We start from the raw sequence: 18,036 nt of genomic DNA on the forward strand, positions 1-18,036 counted from the left end.
CGGGTACTGCTGCTCCAGGCTGAAGCGCGCATGGCGCGCAATTGCCAAGCCTTCGAGACAGCGCTACCTTACCCAGCAACTCCGGCCGATGACAACCCCTGGCGATGAAATCTCCGACGCACAGCAACTCCCGCACCCTTGGCATGCCGACCCTGGCACAGGTCGCCGAACGCGCTGGCGTGTCTACCATCACGGCCTCCCGCGCGTTGCGCGGCGTGGCCACGGTGGGCGCCGATCTGGCCGAACGCGTGCGCGCGGCTGCCGACGAGTTGGGCTACGTGGCCAATCCGGCCGCTCGCCTGCTGGCCTCGGCACGCAGCACATCGGTGGTGGTACTGGTGCCGTCGTTGTCCAACCAGCTGTTCGTCGAACCGTTGGAAGCCATTCACGAGGTGATGCGCCCCCGCGGCATCGAAGTCCTGATCGGTGACTATCACTATTGCCGTGACGAGGAAGAACGGCTGGTGCGCAACTACCTGCCGCACCGGCCGATGGGTATGCTGCTGACCGGCTTCGACCACACCGAAGCGACACGCCACCTGCTCGCTGCCAGCCGCATGCCCTGCGTGCACATGATGGAGTTGAGCGATGCGCCTGGTATCGCCAGCGTTGGTTTTTCCCAGCAGGCCGCAGGTGAGGCCGCGGCCAGGCATCTGCTGCAGCAGGGGCGCAAGCGCCTGGCCTATGTGGCCGCCCAGCTCGACCCCCGGGTGATGCAGCGCGGCGAAGGGTTTCGCCGCGCCCTGCTGGCGGCGGGTGTCTATGACCCGGCCCTGGAACTGCTGCACCCCCTGCCCTCGTCCATTGGCCTGGGTTGCCAGCTGTTTCGCGAGCTGCTGCAGCGTCACCCGGATGTCGACGGCATCTTCTTCTGTAACGACGACCTGGCCCACGGCGCGCTTTTCGAGGCGCAGCGATCCGGCCTGGCAGTGCCGGGCCGCGTGGCGATGGTCGGCTTCAATGATCTGCCGGCTTCGGCGCACACCGTGCCGCGGCTGTCGTCGATCCACACGCCGCGCACCGAAGTGGGCCGCGAAGCCGCCAACCTGCTGTTGAAGATGCTCGATGGTCGCCCCGCTACTCCCAGCATCGATCTGGGCTTCGAGTTGCGGGTGCGGGAGAGCAGTTAGGCGAAAGCGTTCATCAAAGCGCAATGCATTGGCGCGATGCTGAAGGCCTGACACAGGGAGGTGTCGCCCCAGGAAAAACCCGGTGAATACCGGGTTTTTCTCGTTAAGGGTCGATCAATCGAGCGTCAGTGCGACGCGCCCACGATCCGGGCAGGCTTCCATGTAGCGGTGCGAGTCGGCGAACGCCTCGAATGGGAAGGTCTTGTCGATACGCGGCTTGAGCAGGCCATCGGCGGTGAGCATGTTGATGTGATCCAGCGCGCGCTGCACGGCGGCGTGATCCTGCTCGATGCCCAGTTCCGAATGCCCGGTGAAGTCCAGCACGCAATGGCGGAAGAACTGCAGGTGCTTCTTGAATGCGGCACAGGCCGGAAAAGCCGTGTCATTGCCGCCATTGAGCCCATACAGGATCAGCTTGCCGCGGGTGGCGGCCACGTCACCGAGCAGCTTGAGCTGCTGGCCGGCGCAGTGGTCGAGAATCACCTCGGCGCCCTTGCCTTCGGTGTAGCGCTCCACCTCGAGAACCAGGTCCTGCTCCTCGGTGAAGATGATCTTGTCGGCGCCCAGCTCACGCAGGAACTCGCGGCCGCCCTCCACACTGGTGGACACGATGACGTTGGCGCCCAGCGCCTTGGCCAGCTGCACCGACTGTGGTGCCAGGCAGTGGCAAGCTTCGGTGATCAGCACGTGCTGGCCGGCCTTGAGCTTGGCCAGGTCGACCATCGCGAAATAGGCGAACAGCAGGCCGGTGTAATGGATGCTCGCTTCGACCGGGCTGAGCACGTCCGGGTAGCGGGTCAGCGCATAGCGCGGCACCACCACCACGTCACCCCAGGTCGGGTAGCGGTTGGGAGTGTTGGCCGGAAACGCGGCCACCGGCGTGCCGACCGCGAGGTCGTCAACGCCCTCGCCCACGGCCTCTACGATACCGGCCAGCTCGGAGCCGACACCGGAAGGTAATTTGGCTTCTTCGGACGCCAGGTTCTGGCGCCACAGCACATCGCCCCAGCTGACGCCGAGCGCCTGGACACGTACCAGCACCTCCCCGGCATTCGGAGTGGGTGTCGGCACTTCTTCGCACTGCAATACGCTGGCGTCGCCGAACTTGTGGAAACGGATCATGCGGGACATCGTCAACCTCAACTGATCGCGGATTGGGTCATTCACTGGATTCGACTTTATCCGCAGACCTGGGTGCACACCACCCGACGCGAGTAATAGTCGTCATGCCTGGCAGTGATATAGGCCGGCACAACGTGTGGATATGCGAATGATACCGGTGTCTTTCCCAATGCGCTCAAGTGCTCGTACTATTGGCGGACAAGGCTCTCACTAGCGTCCCGCTCTGGCAAGCCGCACATTTGGAACCCGGATGAACCGCAACGACCTGCGCCGTCTCGATCTCAACCTGCTGATCGTGTTCGAAACACTGATGCACGAACGCAGCGTGACCCGTGCGGCAGAGAAGCTGTTTCTTGGCCAGCCGGCGATCAGCGCGGCGTTGTCGCGCCTGCGCAACCTGTTCGACGACCCGTTGTTCGTGCGTACCGGGCGCAGCATGGAGCCGACTGCCCGCGCCCAGGAAATCTTCGCCCTGCTCTCGCCGGCGCTGGATTCGATCTCCACCGCGGTCAGCCGCGCCTCGGAGTTCGACCCGGCCACCAGCACCGCGGTGTTTCGCGTTGGCCTGTCGGACGATGTCGAGTTCGCCCTGCTCCCTGCCCTGCTACGCCGCCTGCGCTCCGAAGCACCCAACGTGGTGCTGGTGGTGCGCCGCGCCAACTACCTGCTGATGCCCAACCTGCTTGCCTCCGGGGAAATCTCGGTGGGTGTCAGCTACACCGAGGAACTGCCCGCCAACGCCAAGCGCAAGACCCTGCGGCGCAGCAAGCCCAAGCTGCTACGCGCCGATTCGATCCCCGGCAAGCTCGGCCTCGACGAATACTGCGCCCGCCCCCACGCCATGGTGTCGTTCGCCGGCGACCTCAACGGGTTCATCGATGACCAGTTGGCGCGTTTCGAGCGCACCCGCAAGGTGGTGCTTGCCGTGCCGCAGTTCAACGGCCTGGGCACCCTGCTGGCCGGCACCGACCTGATTGCCGTGGTGCCCGACTACACCGCCGCTGCGCTCACCGCAGCCGGCGGGTTGCGCGCCGAGGACCTGCCCTTCGAGAGCGACAGCTTCGAGATGTCCATGGCCTGGCGTGGCGCCCAGGACAACGACCCCGCCGAGCGCTGGCTGCGCTCGCGCATCCAGATGTTCTTCGGGGATCCCGACAGCCTGTAATCACGACGAGAGCCATGGATGAACGCTAGCGCCCTTCCCCCCTTCGCTCTGGCGATACGCTCTTATTCGGGAGAAGTAGAGCTTCATGAGCACGATTTTCACCAGATCGTCCTGCCCCGCTCAGGCGCCATGGAAATCGAGATCGACGGACGAGGCGGCAAGGTCGATGCGAGCCAGGGTGTGGTGATCGCCGCAGGCGCCCGGCATACCTTCCAGGCCAACACCCTCAACAGTTTTCTGGTACTGGACGTACAGGCCCAACGCTTCGATAGGGGAGCCTGCACCGCGCAACCACTTGACCCCTTGCGCGGCAAGCGCTTCTTCGCGCTCAGGCCCGATATCCGTCATCTGCTCGACTATGCCAATGTCAACAGTGCGCTATTGAGCGATTCACGCGCACTGGTCGAGTCCTGGAGCCAATTGCTCCTGTGCTCGCTGCTGCAGCCTGAGATCAGCCTGCAGGAGCCCGGCCAGCTCATCCTGGCCAGGGCGTTGACCTACATCGAGCAACACCTGAGCAGCCCCTTGACGATCCGCGAAATCGCTCGCCACTCCGGCACCAGTGAGCGGCGCCTGTACGCGCTGTTCGAGCGCTACCTGGCCAGAACCCCATTCAGCCATATCGCCAACCTGCGCCTGAATCTGGCCATCGACCTGCTGCGCCAGACCTCGCTGCCGATCATCGATATCGCCCATCGTGCCGGTTACGCCGACCAGAGCGCGCTGACCCATGCGCTGAAGAAGGTTCATGACATGACGCCGGCCTCCATGCGCAAACGCACACGCGCCCACTGAAGCCCCCCTCTGGGCTTTGCTTTCCTGCTTCACCGTAGTGCGTTGCCATCGCTACGGTTTGATAGCCGCACTCAAAGCAGCAGTCTCGAACAATTCTCCGGCAGCTCCGATCAAGACCGTCTACCCGCGCCTTTGTATTTTCCCCGTTTGAGAATCACAGGCAGGCGGGGCTTGTATGACCACTTCCAACCTATCCATCGCTACCCTCGGCGCGAGCGCAGGCGCCACACTGATCGGGGTGATCGCGGTATTTCTATGGGCCTGTCTGGCGCTGTTGACGACCCTGACGGCCGGCATCCCGGCCTTTCAATTGCTGGCCTCGAGCTTCGCCGTCGCCTTCGTGGCCAGCTTGTGCATTCTTGGCCTGCGGGGTGCTGCTGAGTTCAACAGTTGGCGCCAGCCATGGTATGTATGGGCAACGGGGTTCGCCGGCATCTTCGGCTATCACGCCTTATATTTTTTCGCGCTCAAGGCCGCGCCAGCGGCTGAAGCCAGCCTGATCGCCTACCTCTGGCCACTGATGATCGTCCTGCTGTCGAGCCTCGGCACCGGCGAGTCGCTGCGCAAACGCCAACTGCTGGGCGCCCTGCTCGGCCTGGCGGGAACAGCCCTGATCATGCAACAGCGGGCCAGCCAGGAAAGCGCAGCGATGCCCATCGTGGGTTACGCCGCTGCCTTTGCCGGCGCCTGGGTCTGGTCGACCTATTCGGTGGTCAATCGGCGTTTCAGCAACGTGCCAAGCAGCATCATCGGCGGTATCTGCGGCCTGGTCGCCGCCGCCGGCCTGCTCTGCCACCTGCTGTTCGAGACCACAGTGCGCCCTGCTGCCGAACAATGGGCGGCAATCCTCGCCCTCGGCCTGGGGCCAGTGGGCCTGGCCTTCTTCGCCTGGGATCACGCCACCAAGCACGGCAACCTGGCGATGCTGGGCGCCCTGTCCTACCTGGCGCCTCTGTTCTCCACGGTGCTGCTGATCGTGGTCGGGCAAAGCGATGCCAGCCCGATCCTGCTGATCCCGGCCGTGCTGATCATCCTCGGGGCCGTCATCGCCACTTCGCGCTCACGCAAAACCTCAGGTTGACACCGACCTTTCAAGGAGACAGACAGATGGAATTGATCGCTTCACAGGACACCATCAGGATCGACAGCCGCGAGCCCAGCTTTTCGGTCTCCCCTACGCGCCCCTTGCTCAAGCATCTACGGCAACCCTCGTTGCTCAGCAGTCGAACCGCCATCCGCCGACGCGCCAATGGCGAGGCGCCGCGTGTCTTGTTGTTCGTTCCCCCCTACACCCGTCTAATCGAACCTACCCCGCACGACAGTGCATTCGCCCGCATCGGCATAGACACCTTTGAAGTGATGAAGCGAGCCGGTACGCCTATCGGCTTGCTACGCATCGCCACGGTGGCTCGACGCGCCGGCTACGACGTGCAGATCGTCGACGCGCCCTTTGCCGGCTGGTCCCAGGAACACAGCCTGGTACAGGTCGATCAGGGCAACCTGATCCGCTATGGCCTCAACGATACGCAGCTACGCGAGATCATCGAAACCAGCCAACCCGATATCGTCGGCATTCAATGCAACTACACGGTGCAATGGGGCAATGCGCGGGCACTGGCCGAGCTGGTGAAGAGCATCGATCCCAACCTGGTGCTCGTGACCGGCGGGGCCCACTCCAGTGGTGACTGGAAGAACGCGCTGCTGGATTCGGCCTTCGATTTCGCGCTGATCAATGAGGCCGACCGGGCCTTCACCCTGTTGCTCGATGCCTTGACCCATGAGGGCACGGACATCGATGCCATACCTGGCGTGGCCTACCGGGACAGCCGTGGGCAACTGGTTCGCCCTACCCAGAAGTCCAGCTACCTGAGCATCGTTCCAAAGCGCCAGGGCCTCGATGAACGGCTTGGCATCATGCCCCTGCCGGACTTCAGCTTTCTGGACATGAGCCATTATCTGCAGCCCTATCACTCCTCCGGGGCCCGAGTGCGCAAGCACGGCGCCTGGGCGCAGATATTCTCCACGATCGGCTGCAACGTGAACTGCAATTTTTGCTACATCCCGAAAATCAACGGCCCCTGGCGCGCACTGGGGCTGGACTGGTTCGACCTGCACCTGGCCGATCTGGTCAGGCAGGGTGTGACCGAAGTCCTGATCGAGGACGATCACCTGATGCACGACCCGCTCTATGCCATGGAGGTCGGCCGTCTTCTGAAAAAGCACGACCTACCCTGGGTCGAAGAAGGCGGGTTAAGCCTTTTCAACCTGATCCTTCTGCATCTTGGGGAAAGCTTTATCGCTCAGTTGGATGAAAATGAACGCAGAAACCCGCAATACCGTAATGTCATCGAGGCAATCAAAGGAGGACTCAATGCAAGGGAGTTCATCCATTCCATCGCCGAGAATGGTTGCTATAACGTATATCTCGCTGTTGAAAGCGCAAACGAAGAGAGCCTGGTCAACTCCAACAAGTCCCGGTTCAACGCCATTCAACAATCGACCTTCGAGCTTATAGAGATCTTCACCGAGCACGGCATTCAGGTCACCGGCGGCTTCATGCTGGGGTTCGTCAATCCTCCCGAGCGGCCAGGGCAAGAGCCTTTCATCGAGAGCCTGGAGCTGATCGAGCGCACCATCGATTATGCCGTCACCCTGATGGGTGCAGGCATGGCCTATGCCAACCCTTTTATTGTTACCCCGATTCCCGGAACCTCGATGTGGGAATATCAGCAGCAATACGTGGTGCGCCACTACGACAATGGCTGGTCTCACGAGAAGGCCACCATGGCCACCGAGCACTGGAGCGCTGAGGAGATCGAAAAAGCACGCATGGAATTGCTGGTACGGGCCAATGGCGTTAACCGCGTCAGGGAAATGGTGCGCCGTGGCACCTGGCCTGTGAACGCTTGATTACACACATCCCACGCGGCTGTCGGTGCACAGGTCCGATGGCCGCACCATGCCCCTCGTTTCATGAATAGCCGCACATAATCATTGCCGGTGATATTGAACTTCATGGCGTTCGATTAGTCGCTCGCCGTGCCTCACCGCAGACTCCGTCCATTCACAAATCCGACTGGCGGAGTCATCTATGGAACAGTTTCACAAGAACATCTGGATATTCCCCCTTGCCCTCGCCGGTGCTCTGCTGCTGAGCGGCTGCGAGCAAGCCACGCAGGCCCAGGCGCAAATGCCAGCTCCCAAGGTCAGTGTGGCCGAAGTCATCGAACAGCCCCTCAACGAGTGGGACGAATTCACCGGTCGCCTCGAAGCGCCGGAATCGGTACAGATCCGCCCGCGGGTTTCCGGGTTCATCGACAAGGTGAGCTTTACCGAAGGGGCGCTGGTGAAGAAGGGCGACCTGCTGTTCCAGATCGACCCGCGCCCCTTTCAGGCCGAAGTCAAACGCCTCGAAGCCCAACTGCAGCAGGCACGCTCCAACCAGGTCCGGGCCAGCAGCGAAGCCCGCCGTGGCGAGCGCTTGCGTGAAGGCAACGCGATTTCCACCGAGCTTGCCGATGCACGCAAGAGCGCTGCCCAGGAAGCCCAGGCCGCGGTGGCCGGTATTCAGGCCGAACTCGACAATGCCCGCCTGAACCTCAGTTTCACCCGGGTTACCGCGCCCATCGATGGCCGCGTCAGCCGTGCTGAAGTGACCGCGGGCAACCTGGTGACCGCCAGCGAATCGCTGCTTACCTCGCTGGTCTCGACCGACAAGGTGTATGCCTACTTCGACGCCGACGAGCGCGCTTTCCTCAAGTACACCGAGCTGGCTCGCCGCGCCGGCCATGACAGCCGCAACAAGAGCCCGGTGTACCTGGGCCTGTCCAATGAAGACGGCAACCCGCACCTGGGCCAGCTGGACTTTCTCGACAACCAGGTCAACCCGCGCACCGGCACCATCCGCGGCCGCGCCGTGTTCGACAACCGTGACGGCCAGTTCACCCCGGGCCTGTATGCCCGCCTGAAGCTGGTGGGTAGCGACACCTACGACGCCATGCTGATTCAGGACGTCGCGGTCGGCACCGACCTGGGCAAGAAATTCGTGCTGGTGCTCGGTGCCGACAACAAGGTCGCCTACCGCTCCGTCGAACTGGGGCCCAAGCTGGAAGGTTTGCGCATCGTGCGCAGCGGCCTGGCCAAGGGTGATCGCGTGGTGGTCAACGGCCTGCAGCGCGCCATTCCGGGCAGCACCGTGGACCCGCAAGCCGTGCCGATGGCCGACGAGAAAACCCTGGCGACCCTGGAAAAGCAGCGCAAGGCAGTGGCCTCGGCGCGCGGTGACGAACCCCTGAAGGTCAGCCTCAAGTAACACCGGGCCTCGCCCTCCACCTTCCTACCCGAGAACCTGCTCGCGTCGCCGATGGCGTGGGCAGGCTGGGCTGTGCCCGCATCACAAGGACATTAACGATGAACTTCTCACAGTTCTTCATCCAGCGGCCGATCTTCGCCGCCGTGCTGTCGCTGATCATCCTGATCGGCGGCGCCATCTCGCTGTTCCAGCTGCCGATCAGCGAATACCCGGAAGTGGTGCCGCCCACCGTGGTGGTCACCGCCAACTTCCCCGGCGCCAACCCCAAGGTGATTGGCGAAACCGTGGCCTCGCCACTGGAGCAGGCCATCGTCGGCGTGGAGGGCATGCTGTACATGTCCTCCCAGGCCAACAACGACGGGCGCATGACGCTGACCATCACCTTCGCCCTGGGCACCAACCTGGACACCGCCCAGGTGCAGGTGCAGAACCGCGTGACGCGCACCATGCCGACTCTGCCCACCGAGGTGCAGCGCCTCGGCGTGACGGTCGACAAGGCCTCACCGGACATGACCATGGTGGTGCACCTGACGTCGCCGGATAACAGCTACGACATGCTCTACCTGTCCAACTACGCAGCGTTGAACATCAAGGACGAGCTGTCACGTCTAGACGGTGTCGGTGACGTGCGCCTGTTCGGTCTCGGCGACTACTCGATGCGCGTGTGGCTGGATCCGGACAAGGTCGCCTCGCGCGGTTTGACGGCGACCGACGTGGTCAACGCGATTCGCGAGCAGAACCGTCAGGTTGCTGCCGGCTCACTCGGTGCGCCCCCCGCTGCCAGTGACACCAGCTTCCAGCTGTCGATCAACACCCAGGGCCGCCTGGTCAGCGAGGAAGAGTTCGAGAACATCGTCATCCGTGCCGGCGAAAACGGTGAAATCACCCGCCTCAAGGACATCGCCCGCATCGAACTGGGCTCCGAGCAGTACGCCCTGCGCTCGCTGCTCAACAACCAGCCGGCCGTGGCCATGCCGATCTTCCAGCGCCCGGGCTCCAACGCCATCGCCATTTCCGATGCGGTGCGTGAGCGCATGGCCGAGCTGAAGCAGAGCTTCCCCCAAGGCGTGGACTACGAAATCGTCTATGACCCGACCATCTTCGTGCGTGGTTCCATCGAGGCGGTGGTGCACACCCTGCTCGAGGCCATCGTGCTGGTGGTGCTGGTGGTGATCCTGTTCCTGCAGACCTGGCGCGCCTCGATCATTCCCCTGGCCGCGGTACCGGTGTCGTTGATCGGCACCTTCGCGGTGATGCACATGTTCGGCTTCTCGCTCAACGCGCTGTCGTTGTTCGGCCTGGTGCTGGCCATCGGCATCGTGGTGGACGACGCCATCGTGGTAGTGGAGAACGTCGAGCGCAACATCGGCCTCGGCAAGACGCCGGTCGAAGCTACCAAGCAGGCGATGAAGGAAGTTACCGGCCCTATCGTCGCCACGGCCCTGGTGCTCTGTGCGGTGTTCATCCCGACGGCGTTCATTTCCGGCCTCACCGGGCAGTTCTACCAGCAGTTCGCGCTGACCATCGCCATCTCCACGGTGATCTCGGCGTTCAACTCGCTGACCCTGTCGCCGGCTCTGGCCGCGGTGCTGCTCAAGGGCCACCATGAGCCCAAGGACCGCTTCTCCCGTGGCCTGGACCGGCTGTTCGGCGGCTGGCTGTTCGCACCGTTCAACCGTGTGTTCGAGCGGGCCAGCAATGGTTACGTCGGCACCGTGCGCCGCGTATTGCGCGGTAGCGGCATTGCCCTGATCGTCTATGCCGGCCTGATGGGGCTGACCTACCTGGGCTTCGCCAGCACACCGACCGGCTTCGTGCCACCCCAGGACAAGCAGTACCTGGTCGCCTTCGCTCAACTGCCGGATGCCGCCAGCCTGGATCGCAGCGAAGCGGTGATAAAGCGCATGTCCGATATCGCCGCCAAGCACCCTGGCGTGGAAAACACCGTGTCCTTCCCGGGCCTGTCGATCAACGGCTTCACCAACAGCCCGAACAGCGGCATCGTGTTCGTCACCCTGAAGGACTTCGACGAGCGCAAGGACCCGTCGCTGAGCGCCAACGCCATCGCCGCGGAGCTCAACGGCCAGTTCGCCGGGATTCAGGAAGCCTATATCGCCATCTTCCCGCCACCACCGGTGATGGGCCTGGGCACCATAGGCGGCTTCCGTGTGCAGATTCAGGATCGCGCCAACCTGGGGTATGACGAGCTGTACAAGGAAACCCAGAACATCATCGCCAAGAGCCGCCAGGTGCCGGAACTGGCCGGGTTGTTCACCAGCTACCAGGTCAACGTGCCGCAGGTCGAAGCCAATATCGACCGTGAAAAGGCCAAGACCCACGGCGTGGCCATCGATGAGATCTTCGACACCATGCAGGTCTACCTCGGTTCGCTGTATGCCAACGACTTCAACCGCTTTGGCCGCACCTACCAGGTCAACGTGCAGGCCGATCAGCAGTTCCGCCTGGAGGCCGAGCAGATTGGTCAGCTCAAGGTGCGCAACAACCGCGGCGAGATGATCCCGCTGTCGACCTTCGTCAAGGTCAGCGATACCTCGGGCCCGGACCGGGTGATGCACTACAACGGCTTCATCACCGCCGAGATCAACGGTGCGGCAGCCCCCGGCTACAGCTCCGGCCAGGCCGAAGCGGCGATGGCCAAGCTGCTCAAGGAAGAACTGCCCAACGGCATGAGCTTCGAGTGGACCGAGCTGACCTATCAGCAGATCCTTGCCGGCAACACCGCGCTGTTCGTGTTCCCGCTCTGCGTGCTGCTGGCCTTCCTGGTACTGGCTGCCCAGTACGAAAGCTGGAGCCTGCCGCTGGCGGTGATCCTGATCGTGCCGATGACCCTGCTGTCGGCGATCACCGGGGTCATCCTGGCAGGCGGTGACAACAACATCTTCACCCAGATCGGCCTGATCGTCCTGGTCGGGCTGGCGTGCAAGAACGCGATTCTCATCGTCGAGTTCGCCAAGGAGCAGCAGGAACACGGCCTGGATCGCGTCGCCGCGGTACTGGAAGCCTGCCGCCTGCGCCTGCGGCCGATCCTGATGACCAGCTTCGCCTTCATCATGGGCGTGGTGCCGCTGGTGCTGTCCAGCGGGGCCGGTGCGGAAATGCGCCATGCCATGGGTGTCGCGGTGTTCAGCGGCATGCTCGGGGTGACCTTCTTCGGTCTGCTGCTGACGCCAGTGTTCTACGTGCTGATCCGCGCCTTCGTGGAAAAACGCCAGGCGCGCAAACAGGCGCGTCTGCAGGAGGTACAGGCATGAATCCGCTGATCAATCTTTTGCCGCGCAGCCTGTTGGTCTCGGCCCTGGCACTGGCCGTCAGTGCCTGCGCCGTCGGCCCTGACTACAAGGCGCCCGAGGACGCCGCTGTGGTCTCGGCGCAAGCGGCCCAGGGCGGCTACGACACCGCACGCTTCGAAGCGCAGTGGTGGCAGCAGTTCGACGACCCGACCCTGAACGCGCTGATCGAGCAATCGCTGCAGAACAACCGCGAGCTGCGCGTGGCCTATGCCCGTCTACGCGCCGCCCGCTCGATCCGCGATGATGTGGCCAATGACCGCCTGCCAACCGTGACCAGCCGGGCCAGCAGCGAGATCGGCAAGGCCCAGCAGCCGGGCATGACCGAGCAGCGGGTCAGTGCCGAGCGCTATGACCTGGGCCTGGACATGGCCTGGGAGCTCGACCTGTTCGGGCGCATTCAGCGCCAACTCGAAGCCAGTGAAGCGCAGATCGAGGTGGCCCAGGCCGACTACCAGCAACTGCAGGTCAGCCTGATCGCCGAACTGGTCGACGCCTATGGCACGCTGCGCGGTGCCCAGCTGCGCGAAGACATCGCCCGTTCCGACCTGCAGAACCAGCAGTCCTCGCGGGACATCATCGAGCGTCGCCACGAAGTGGGCATGGGCAGCGAGCTGGACGTGCTGCGCTCCGACGCTCGCCTGGCCGCCACCGAGGCGACCCTGCCGCAGCTGCAGGCGCAACAGGTTCGGGCGCGCAACCGCATCGCCACCCTGCTCGGCCAGCGCCCCGACGCGCTCAGCGTCGACCTGTCGCCGCGTCCGCTGCCGGCGATTGCCAAGGCGCTGCCGATTGGCGATCCAAGCGAATTGCTGCGCCGTCGCCCGGACATTCGCGCGGCCGAGCGTGAGCTGGCAGCGGCCACAGCCCAGGTTGGCGTGGCCACCGCGGATCTGTTCCCGCGGGTCAGCCTGTCCGGTTTCCTCGGCTTTACCGCCGGGCGCGGTTCACAACTGGGCTCATCGGCCGCGCGCGCCTGGGGCGTGGCGCCGACCATCAGTTGGGCCGCGTTCGACCTGGGCAGCGTCAGGGCCCGCCTGCGGGGTGCCGAAGCGGATGCCGACGGCGCCCTGGCCAGCTACGAGCAGCAGGTGCTGCTGGCCCTGGAAGAGTCGGAGAACGCCTTCAGCGACTACGGCAAACGCCAGCAACGCCTGTTGTCGCTGGTGCGCCAGTCGGAGGCCAGTCGCGCTGCCGCCGCCCAGGCCGCCCTGCAGTACCGTGAAGGCAGCGCCGACTTCCTGGTGCTGCTCGACGCCGAGCGTGAACGCCTGGCCGCCGAAGACAGCCAGGCCCAGGCCGAGGTCGAGCTGTATCAGGGCATCGTGGCCATCTACAAGGCACTGGGCGGCGGCTGGCAGCCGGCGTCCTGAATACCCCTTTCCCTCCCGGCCGCTTCGTCGGCCCTTGCCGCCCCACGCAGATGCCCCATCTGCGTGGGGCTTTTTTACGCCGCACAAAAGCGCCTGCGCTGTTGTTGTGGGAACGGGCCATGCCCGTGACGTCGCGCGTATGGGCTGGGCGTCCCCGCATGCACCCGCAGAGAGTGGTCAAGCACGACCACCATCCCCACCCGCAAAAATGATGGTTTGCATCGGAATCCTCGATTGCCCGGCGCGCTGCCTTCCGGTACAAACGGCACCTTGTCGCCGTAGGTCGTCTTCCCAGGAGAATTGCATGTCCCGCCCCGCCCCGCTGTTGCTGCTGATCGCCCTGGCCAGCGCCCTGATGCTCGCCGGTGCCCTGCTGGCCCAACATGTGTTCGGCTGGGAGCCCTGCACCCTGTGCGTGCAGATCCGCCTGTGGCTGTGCCTGACTGCGGTCATCGCCCTGCTGCTCAGTGCAGCCTCGGCAGCCCGGCAGACCTGGCTGGCGGTGCTGCTGTGGCCGCTGTTGCTGGCCGCCAGCGGCATGGCGCTGATCGACAACGCCCATGTCACCCTGATCGAGCTGGGCATCATGGAAAGCACCAGTTGCTCGCCCTTCCCGTTCTACTACCAGCAATTACCCTTGCACGAGTACTGGCCTGGCGTGTTCATGAGCGGCGGCGTGTGCGGGATGAACGACTACAAGATCCTCGGCCTGCCCTTCACCGTATGGACGCTGGCCAGCATCGCCGCCTTGTTCGTGCTGGTGCTGGTCACCCTGTGGCGCAGCATTCGCGGCACACGCTGAGCCGCATGCGCAAGGTACTGGTCATCGGCTACGTGTGGCCGGAGCCGCGCTCGTCCGCCGCCGGCAGCCGCATGCTCGAGCTGCTCGGGGTGTTTCGCGGCCAGGGCTGGCAGGTCACCTTTGCCAGCGCGGCAGCACTCTCGACCCATCGCGCCGACCTGGCCGAGCTGGAAATCGAGGAAGTCGCCGTCACCCTGAACTGCGACAGCTTCGATACCTACGTCGCGGCCCTGCAGCCGGATCTGGTGCTGTTCGACCGCTTCTTCACCGAGGAACAGTTCGGCTGGCGGGTCGAGCGGGCCTGGCCGGCGGCCCTGCGGGTGCTCGACACCAGTGACCTGCACTGCCTGCGCGATGCCCGCCATGCCTTGCTCAAGGCCAGCCAGCAGGCTTGCGACAGCGAGGCGCAGCGGCAGCAGGTCGGGCCGGTGCACGCCTGCGCACAGCAGTTGTACGCGGCCATGGCCGGCGGCGACATGGCCCAGCGCGAAGTGGCGTCGATCTACCGCTGCGACCTGACGCTGATGATCTCCGCGTTCGAGATGCAGTTGCTGCAGGAGCAGTTCGGGGTGCCGGCCAGCCTGCTGCACGATTGCGCGCTGATGCTGATTCCGCCAGCGCCGAACGACCTCCCCTTTGCCGACCGCCAGCACTTCCTGAGCATCGGCAACTTTCGCCATGCGCCCAACTGGGACGCCGTGCTGTGGCTCAAGCACGCCCTGTGGCCGCTGATTCGCGCGCGGCTGCCGCACGCCCAGTTGCACGTCTATGGCGCCTACCCGCCGCCCAAGGCCACGGCGCTGCATAACCCCAGGCAGGGCTTTCAGGTGCTGGGCTGGGTGGACGATGCACACCGGGTAATGGGCCAGGCACGGGTTTGCCTGGCGCCCCTGCGCTTTGGTGCCGGCATCAAGGGCAAACTGGCCGATGCCATGGCCTGCGGCACGCCCAGCGTGACCACCGCCATCGGCAGCGAGGGCATGCACGGCGAACTGCCCTGGCCGGGCCGCGTGACCGACGATGCCCAGGCGTTCGCCGAGGCCGCCGTGCAGCTCCATGAAGACCCGGCGGCCTGGGCACAAGCCCAGGCCCATGCCGCCCCACTGCTGAGGCAGCGTTTCGATCGCCCGCGCCTGGCCGGCGAACTGCTCGCCCGGCTCGAGCAGTTGCTGGCCAGCCGTGAAGAGCATCGCCAGGGTAATTTCGTGGGCGCCATGCTGCGCCATCACCAGCACAAGAGCACCCAGTACATGTCCCAGTGGATCGCCGCCAAGAACGCCCGCGGTGGCTGACGCCTGCGCGGTGGCATTTTGCCTGAAGACTTGGCGCAGCTAGGACGGCTGTCACATATCTGGCGTCATGATTACAGTAGACTTCGCCTACAATCCTAAGCGGTTCCCCCGGGCGCTACCGCCAACCGGCGCCCGACCATAAAAACAGTCGACAAGAATAAGGTCTTCCACATGCTGAAAAAGATCGCTGTCGCGGCCGCCTGCGCCCTGACGCTCACCTCATTCGCCGCCGTTGCCCAAGAAGGCGCGCTGGTGATCAAGCTTTCCCATGTGGTTGCCGACGATACGCCCAAGGGCCAGGGCGCCCTGATGTTCCAGCGCCTGGTCGACCAGCGCCTGGAAGGCAAGGTGCGGGTCGAGGTCTACCCCAACTCCTCGCTGTACGGCGATGCCAACGAGCTGGAAGCACTGCGTAACAACGAGGTGCAGATGCTTGCCCCGTCGCTGGCCAAGTTCGACCAGTACACCAAGCAGCTGCAGGTCTTCGACCTGCCGTTCATGTTCGATGACCTGGAGGCCGTGAACCGCTTCCAGAAGCGCGCCAAGGGTCGCCAGCTGCTGCGTTCGATGGAAGACAAGAACATCGTCGGCCTGGCCTATTGGCACAACGGCATGAAGCAGATGTCGGCGACCAAGGCCCTGCGCGTGCCAGGCGACGCCGCCGGCCTGACCTTCCGTATTCAGAACTCCAAGGTGCTCGACGCCCAGTTCGCCCAGCTGGGCGCGACCGCAGTGAAGATGCCGTTCGCCGAGGTCTACAAGGGCCTGCAAAGCGGCCAGGTGCAGGGCGCGGAAAACCCCTGGTCGAACCTGTACAGCCAGCGCCTGCACGAGGTTCAGCCGTTCATCACGGAAACCAACCACGGCGTGCTCGACTACATGCTGATCAGCAACACCCGTTTCTGGTACGGCATTCCCCACCAGATCCGCACCGAGCTGGAAGCGATCATCGACGAGGTCACCTATGCGGTGAATCGCCAGGCAGAGGAAGCCAACCAGGCCGATCGCCGGCGTATCGAAGCCTCCGGCAAGAGCCAGATCATCACCCTCACCCCGGAGCAGCGGCAGGCCTGGCGCGAGGCCATGCGCCCGGTATGGCAACAGTTCGAGGCAGAGATCGGCAGCGACGTGATCAAGGCTGCCCAGATCGTCAACCGCAAGCGCAACGACTGATCGCTTCGACGCAAAGAGGCCCGCGTTATGCGGGCCTCTTTCGTTTTAGTCGCTTTTAGTTCCTGGCCGTTCCAGGCGCTGTCCGCAGTCGCCGCTGCCGGGTATCGCTGCGCTCAACGCCGGGCCATGAAAACACGCCTATTGGGTCGCGTGCTGAGCCCCTTCGAACCAGGCCAGTTTCTCGCGCAACAGCACCACTTCCCCGACGATCACCAGCGTCGGCGCATGCACCTCATGCCGTGCCACGAGGTCGGGAAGGTTGGCCAGCGTGCCGGTGAACACCCGCTGATTCTCCGTGGTGCCTTGCTGTATCAATGCCGCCGGTGTGCTGGCCGCTCGCCCGTGGGCGACCAGTTGCTTGCAGATGGTCGGCAGGCCGACCAGGCCCATGTAGAACACCAGCGTCTGACTCGAGGCGACCAGTTCCGACCAGGGCAGATCGGCGCTGCCGTCCTTCAGGTGGCCGGTGACGAAGCGCACCGACTGCGCATGGTCGCGGTGCGTCAGCGGAATCCCGGCATAGGCCGAACAGCCACTGGCCGCGGTGATGCCCGGCACCACCTGGAAGGGAATACCGTGGGCCGCCAGCTGCTCGATCTCTTCGCCGCCACGGCCGAAGATGAACGGATCGCCACCCTTGAGGCGCAGCACCCGCTTGCCGGACTTGGCCAGGTCGATCAGCCGCTGGTTGATCTGCTCCTGGGGCACGGCATGGTCGGCGCGGCGCTTGCCGACGTAGATGCGCTCGGCATCACGGCGGCACAGCTCGACGATGGCCGGCGCCACCAGGCGGTCGTAGAGCACCACGTCGGCCTGCTGCATCAGGCGCAGGGCGCGAAAGGTCAGCAGGTCGGGGTCGCCTGGGCCGGCGCCGACCAGGTACACCTCGCCGAGGGCCTGGGGCGCGGCACCGTTGATCTTCTCCTCCAGCAGCCGACGGGCTTCACCGAGCTTGCCGGCGAAGGCGCTTTCGGCGATTTGCCCCTGGAACACGTCCTCCCAGAACACCCGCCGCTGCTGCACGTCCGGAAACAGGTTCTTGACCTGGGCGCGGAAAATCTTCGCCAGCCCGGCCAACTGGCCATAGGTGGCGGGAATCCAGGTTTCGATCTTGGCGCGAATCAGCCGGGCCAGCACCGGTGCATCGCCACCGCTGCTGACCGCGACGATCAGCGGCGAACGGTCGACGATGGCCGGGAAGATCACGCTGCACAGCGCCGGCGCATCGACCACGTTGACGGGGATGCCGATGGCCTGGGCCTGCTCGGAAATCTGCGCATTGAGCGGCACGTCATCGGTGGCGGCGATGACCAGCGACACCCCGTTGAGGTCTTCGGCCTGATAGCCGCGCAGTACCAGCTCCCCTGCTCCGTGCTCGACCAGTTGGCACAGCTCGCGGCCCACGTCTGGCGATACCACGCGCAAGGTGGCGCCGGCATCGGCGAGCAGCCGCGCCTTGCGCAAGGCGATTTCGCCACCGCCCACCACCAGAACACGGCGGTTCTGCAATTTATGGAACAGGGGAAGGAAGTCCATAGCGATGCCCGTCTCAGTCACCCGATCG

13 protein-coding genes are annotated in these 18,036 nt (G+C 64.4%); 11 read left to right on the forward strand and 2 right to left on the reverse strand.

Features of this window, described 5'->3' with window-relative positions; all coding sequences use genetic code 11:
• The first annotated feature begins 104 nt into the window (after nt 1-104).
• Nucleotides 105-1,130, forward strand: a complete 1,026-nt coding sequence (locus QYS36_RS19700; protein WP_308841064.1) for a LacI family DNA-binding transcriptional regulator — start codon at nt 105-107, stop codon at nt 1,128-1,130.
• Between the two features lie 114 nt (nt 1,131-1,244).
• Here the strand turns inward: QYS36_RS19700 and QYS36_RS19705 are convergent, their stop codons facing one another.
• On the reverse strand, nt 1,245-2,261 hold the full coding sequence (locus tag QYS36_RS19705; protein WP_308841065.1) for a zinc-dependent alcohol dehydrogenase family protein: 1,017 nt from the start codon (nt 2,259-2,261) through the stop codon (nt 1,245-1,247).
• Nucleotides 2,262-2,502: 241 nt separating this feature from the next.
• Here QYS36_RS19705 and QYS36_RS19710 point away from each other — a divergent pair, with 241 nt between their 5' ends.
• The 10 genes from QYS36_RS19710 (at nt 2,503) to QYS36_RS19755 (ending at nt 16,472) form a co-directional block, all read left to right on the forward strand.
• On the forward strand, nt 2,503-3,417 hold the full coding sequence (locus QYS36_RS19710) for a LysR family transcriptional regulator (RefSeq protein ID WP_308841066.1): 915 nt from the start codon (nt 2,503-2,505) through the stop codon (nt 3,415-3,417).
• 18 nt (nt 3,418-3,435) lie between these two features.
• Nucleotides 3,436-4,212 carry an AraC family transcriptional regulator gene (locus QYS36_RS19715; protein WP_308841067.1) on the forward strand — a complete coding sequence of 259 codons (777 nt, stop codon included), beginning with the start codon at nt 3,436-3,438 and terminating at the stop codon, nt 4,210-4,212.
• Between the two features lie 175 nt (nt 4,213-4,387).
• Nucleotides 4,388-5,293 (forward strand): DMT family transporter, encoded by a 906-nt coding sequence (locus QYS36_RS19720; protein ID WP_308841068.1) that lies wholly within the window; start codon nt 4,388-4,390, stop codon nt 5,291-5,293.
• Nucleotides 5,294-5,319: 26 nt separating this feature from the next.
• Entirely contained in the window at nt 5,320-7,122 is a 1,803-nt protein-coding gene (locus QYS36_RS19725; RefSeq protein WP_308841069.1) for a B12-binding domain-containing radical SAM protein, read from the forward strand.
• Nucleotides 7,123-7,303: 181 nt separating this feature from the next.
• Nucleotides 7,304-8,524: a multidrug efflux RND transporter periplasmic adaptor subunit MexE gene (gene mexE / locus QYS36_RS19730; RefSeq protein ID WP_308841070.1), complete on the forward strand. Its 1,221-nt coding sequence runs from the start codon at nt 7,304-7,306 to the stop codon at nt 8,522-8,524.
• Between the two features lie 98 nt (nt 8,525-8,622).
• Nucleotides 8,623-11,796, forward strand: coding sequence for an efflux RND transporter permease subunit (locus QYS36_RS19735; protein ID WP_308841071.1), 3,174 nt, complete (start codon nt 8,623-8,625; stop codon nt 11,794-11,796).
• Entirely contained in the window at nt 11,793-13,205 is a 1,413-nt protein-coding gene (locus QYS36_RS19740; protein ID WP_308841072.1) for a TolC family protein, read from the forward strand. Before QYS36_RS19735 ends, QYS36_RS19740 begins: the two co-directional genes overlap by 4 nt.
• 304 nt (nt 13,206-13,509) lie before the next feature.
• Complete coding sequence (locus QYS36_RS19745) at nt 13,510-14,007, forward strand: disulfide bond formation protein B (RefSeq protein ID WP_308841073.1); 498 nt, start codon at nt 13,510-13,512, stop codon at nt 14,005-14,007.
• Between the two features lie 5 nt (nt 14,008-14,012).
• Nucleotides 14,013-15,299 carry a glycosyltransferase family 4 protein gene (locus QYS36_RS19750; RefSeq protein ID WP_308841074.1) on the forward strand — a complete coding sequence of 429 codons (1,287 nt, stop codon included), beginning with the start codon at nt 14,013-14,015 and terminating at the stop codon, nt 15,297-15,299.
• Nucleotides 15,300-15,470: 171 nt separating this feature from the next.
• Nucleotides 15,471-16,472, forward strand: a complete 1,002-nt coding sequence (locus QYS36_RS19755) for a TRAP transporter substrate-binding protein (RefSeq protein ID WP_308841075.1) — start codon at nt 15,471-15,473, stop codon at nt 16,470-16,472.
• Between the two features lie 138 nt (nt 16,473-16,610).
• On the opposite strand, the gene cysG is transcribed toward QYS36_RS19755, so the two are convergent.
• Nucleotides 16,611-18,008, reverse strand: coding sequence for a siroheme synthase CysG (gene cysG / locus QYS36_RS19760; protein WP_308841076.1), 1,398 nt, complete (start codon nt 18,006-18,008; stop codon nt 16,611-16,613).
• Nucleotides 18,009-18,036: the final 28 nt, after the last annotated feature.

It is taken from the genome of Pseudomonas sp. G34 (assembly GCF_031119625.1).
Lineage (GTDB): Bacteria > Pseudomonadota > Gammaproteobacteria > Pseudomonadales > Pseudomonadaceae > Aquipseudomonas.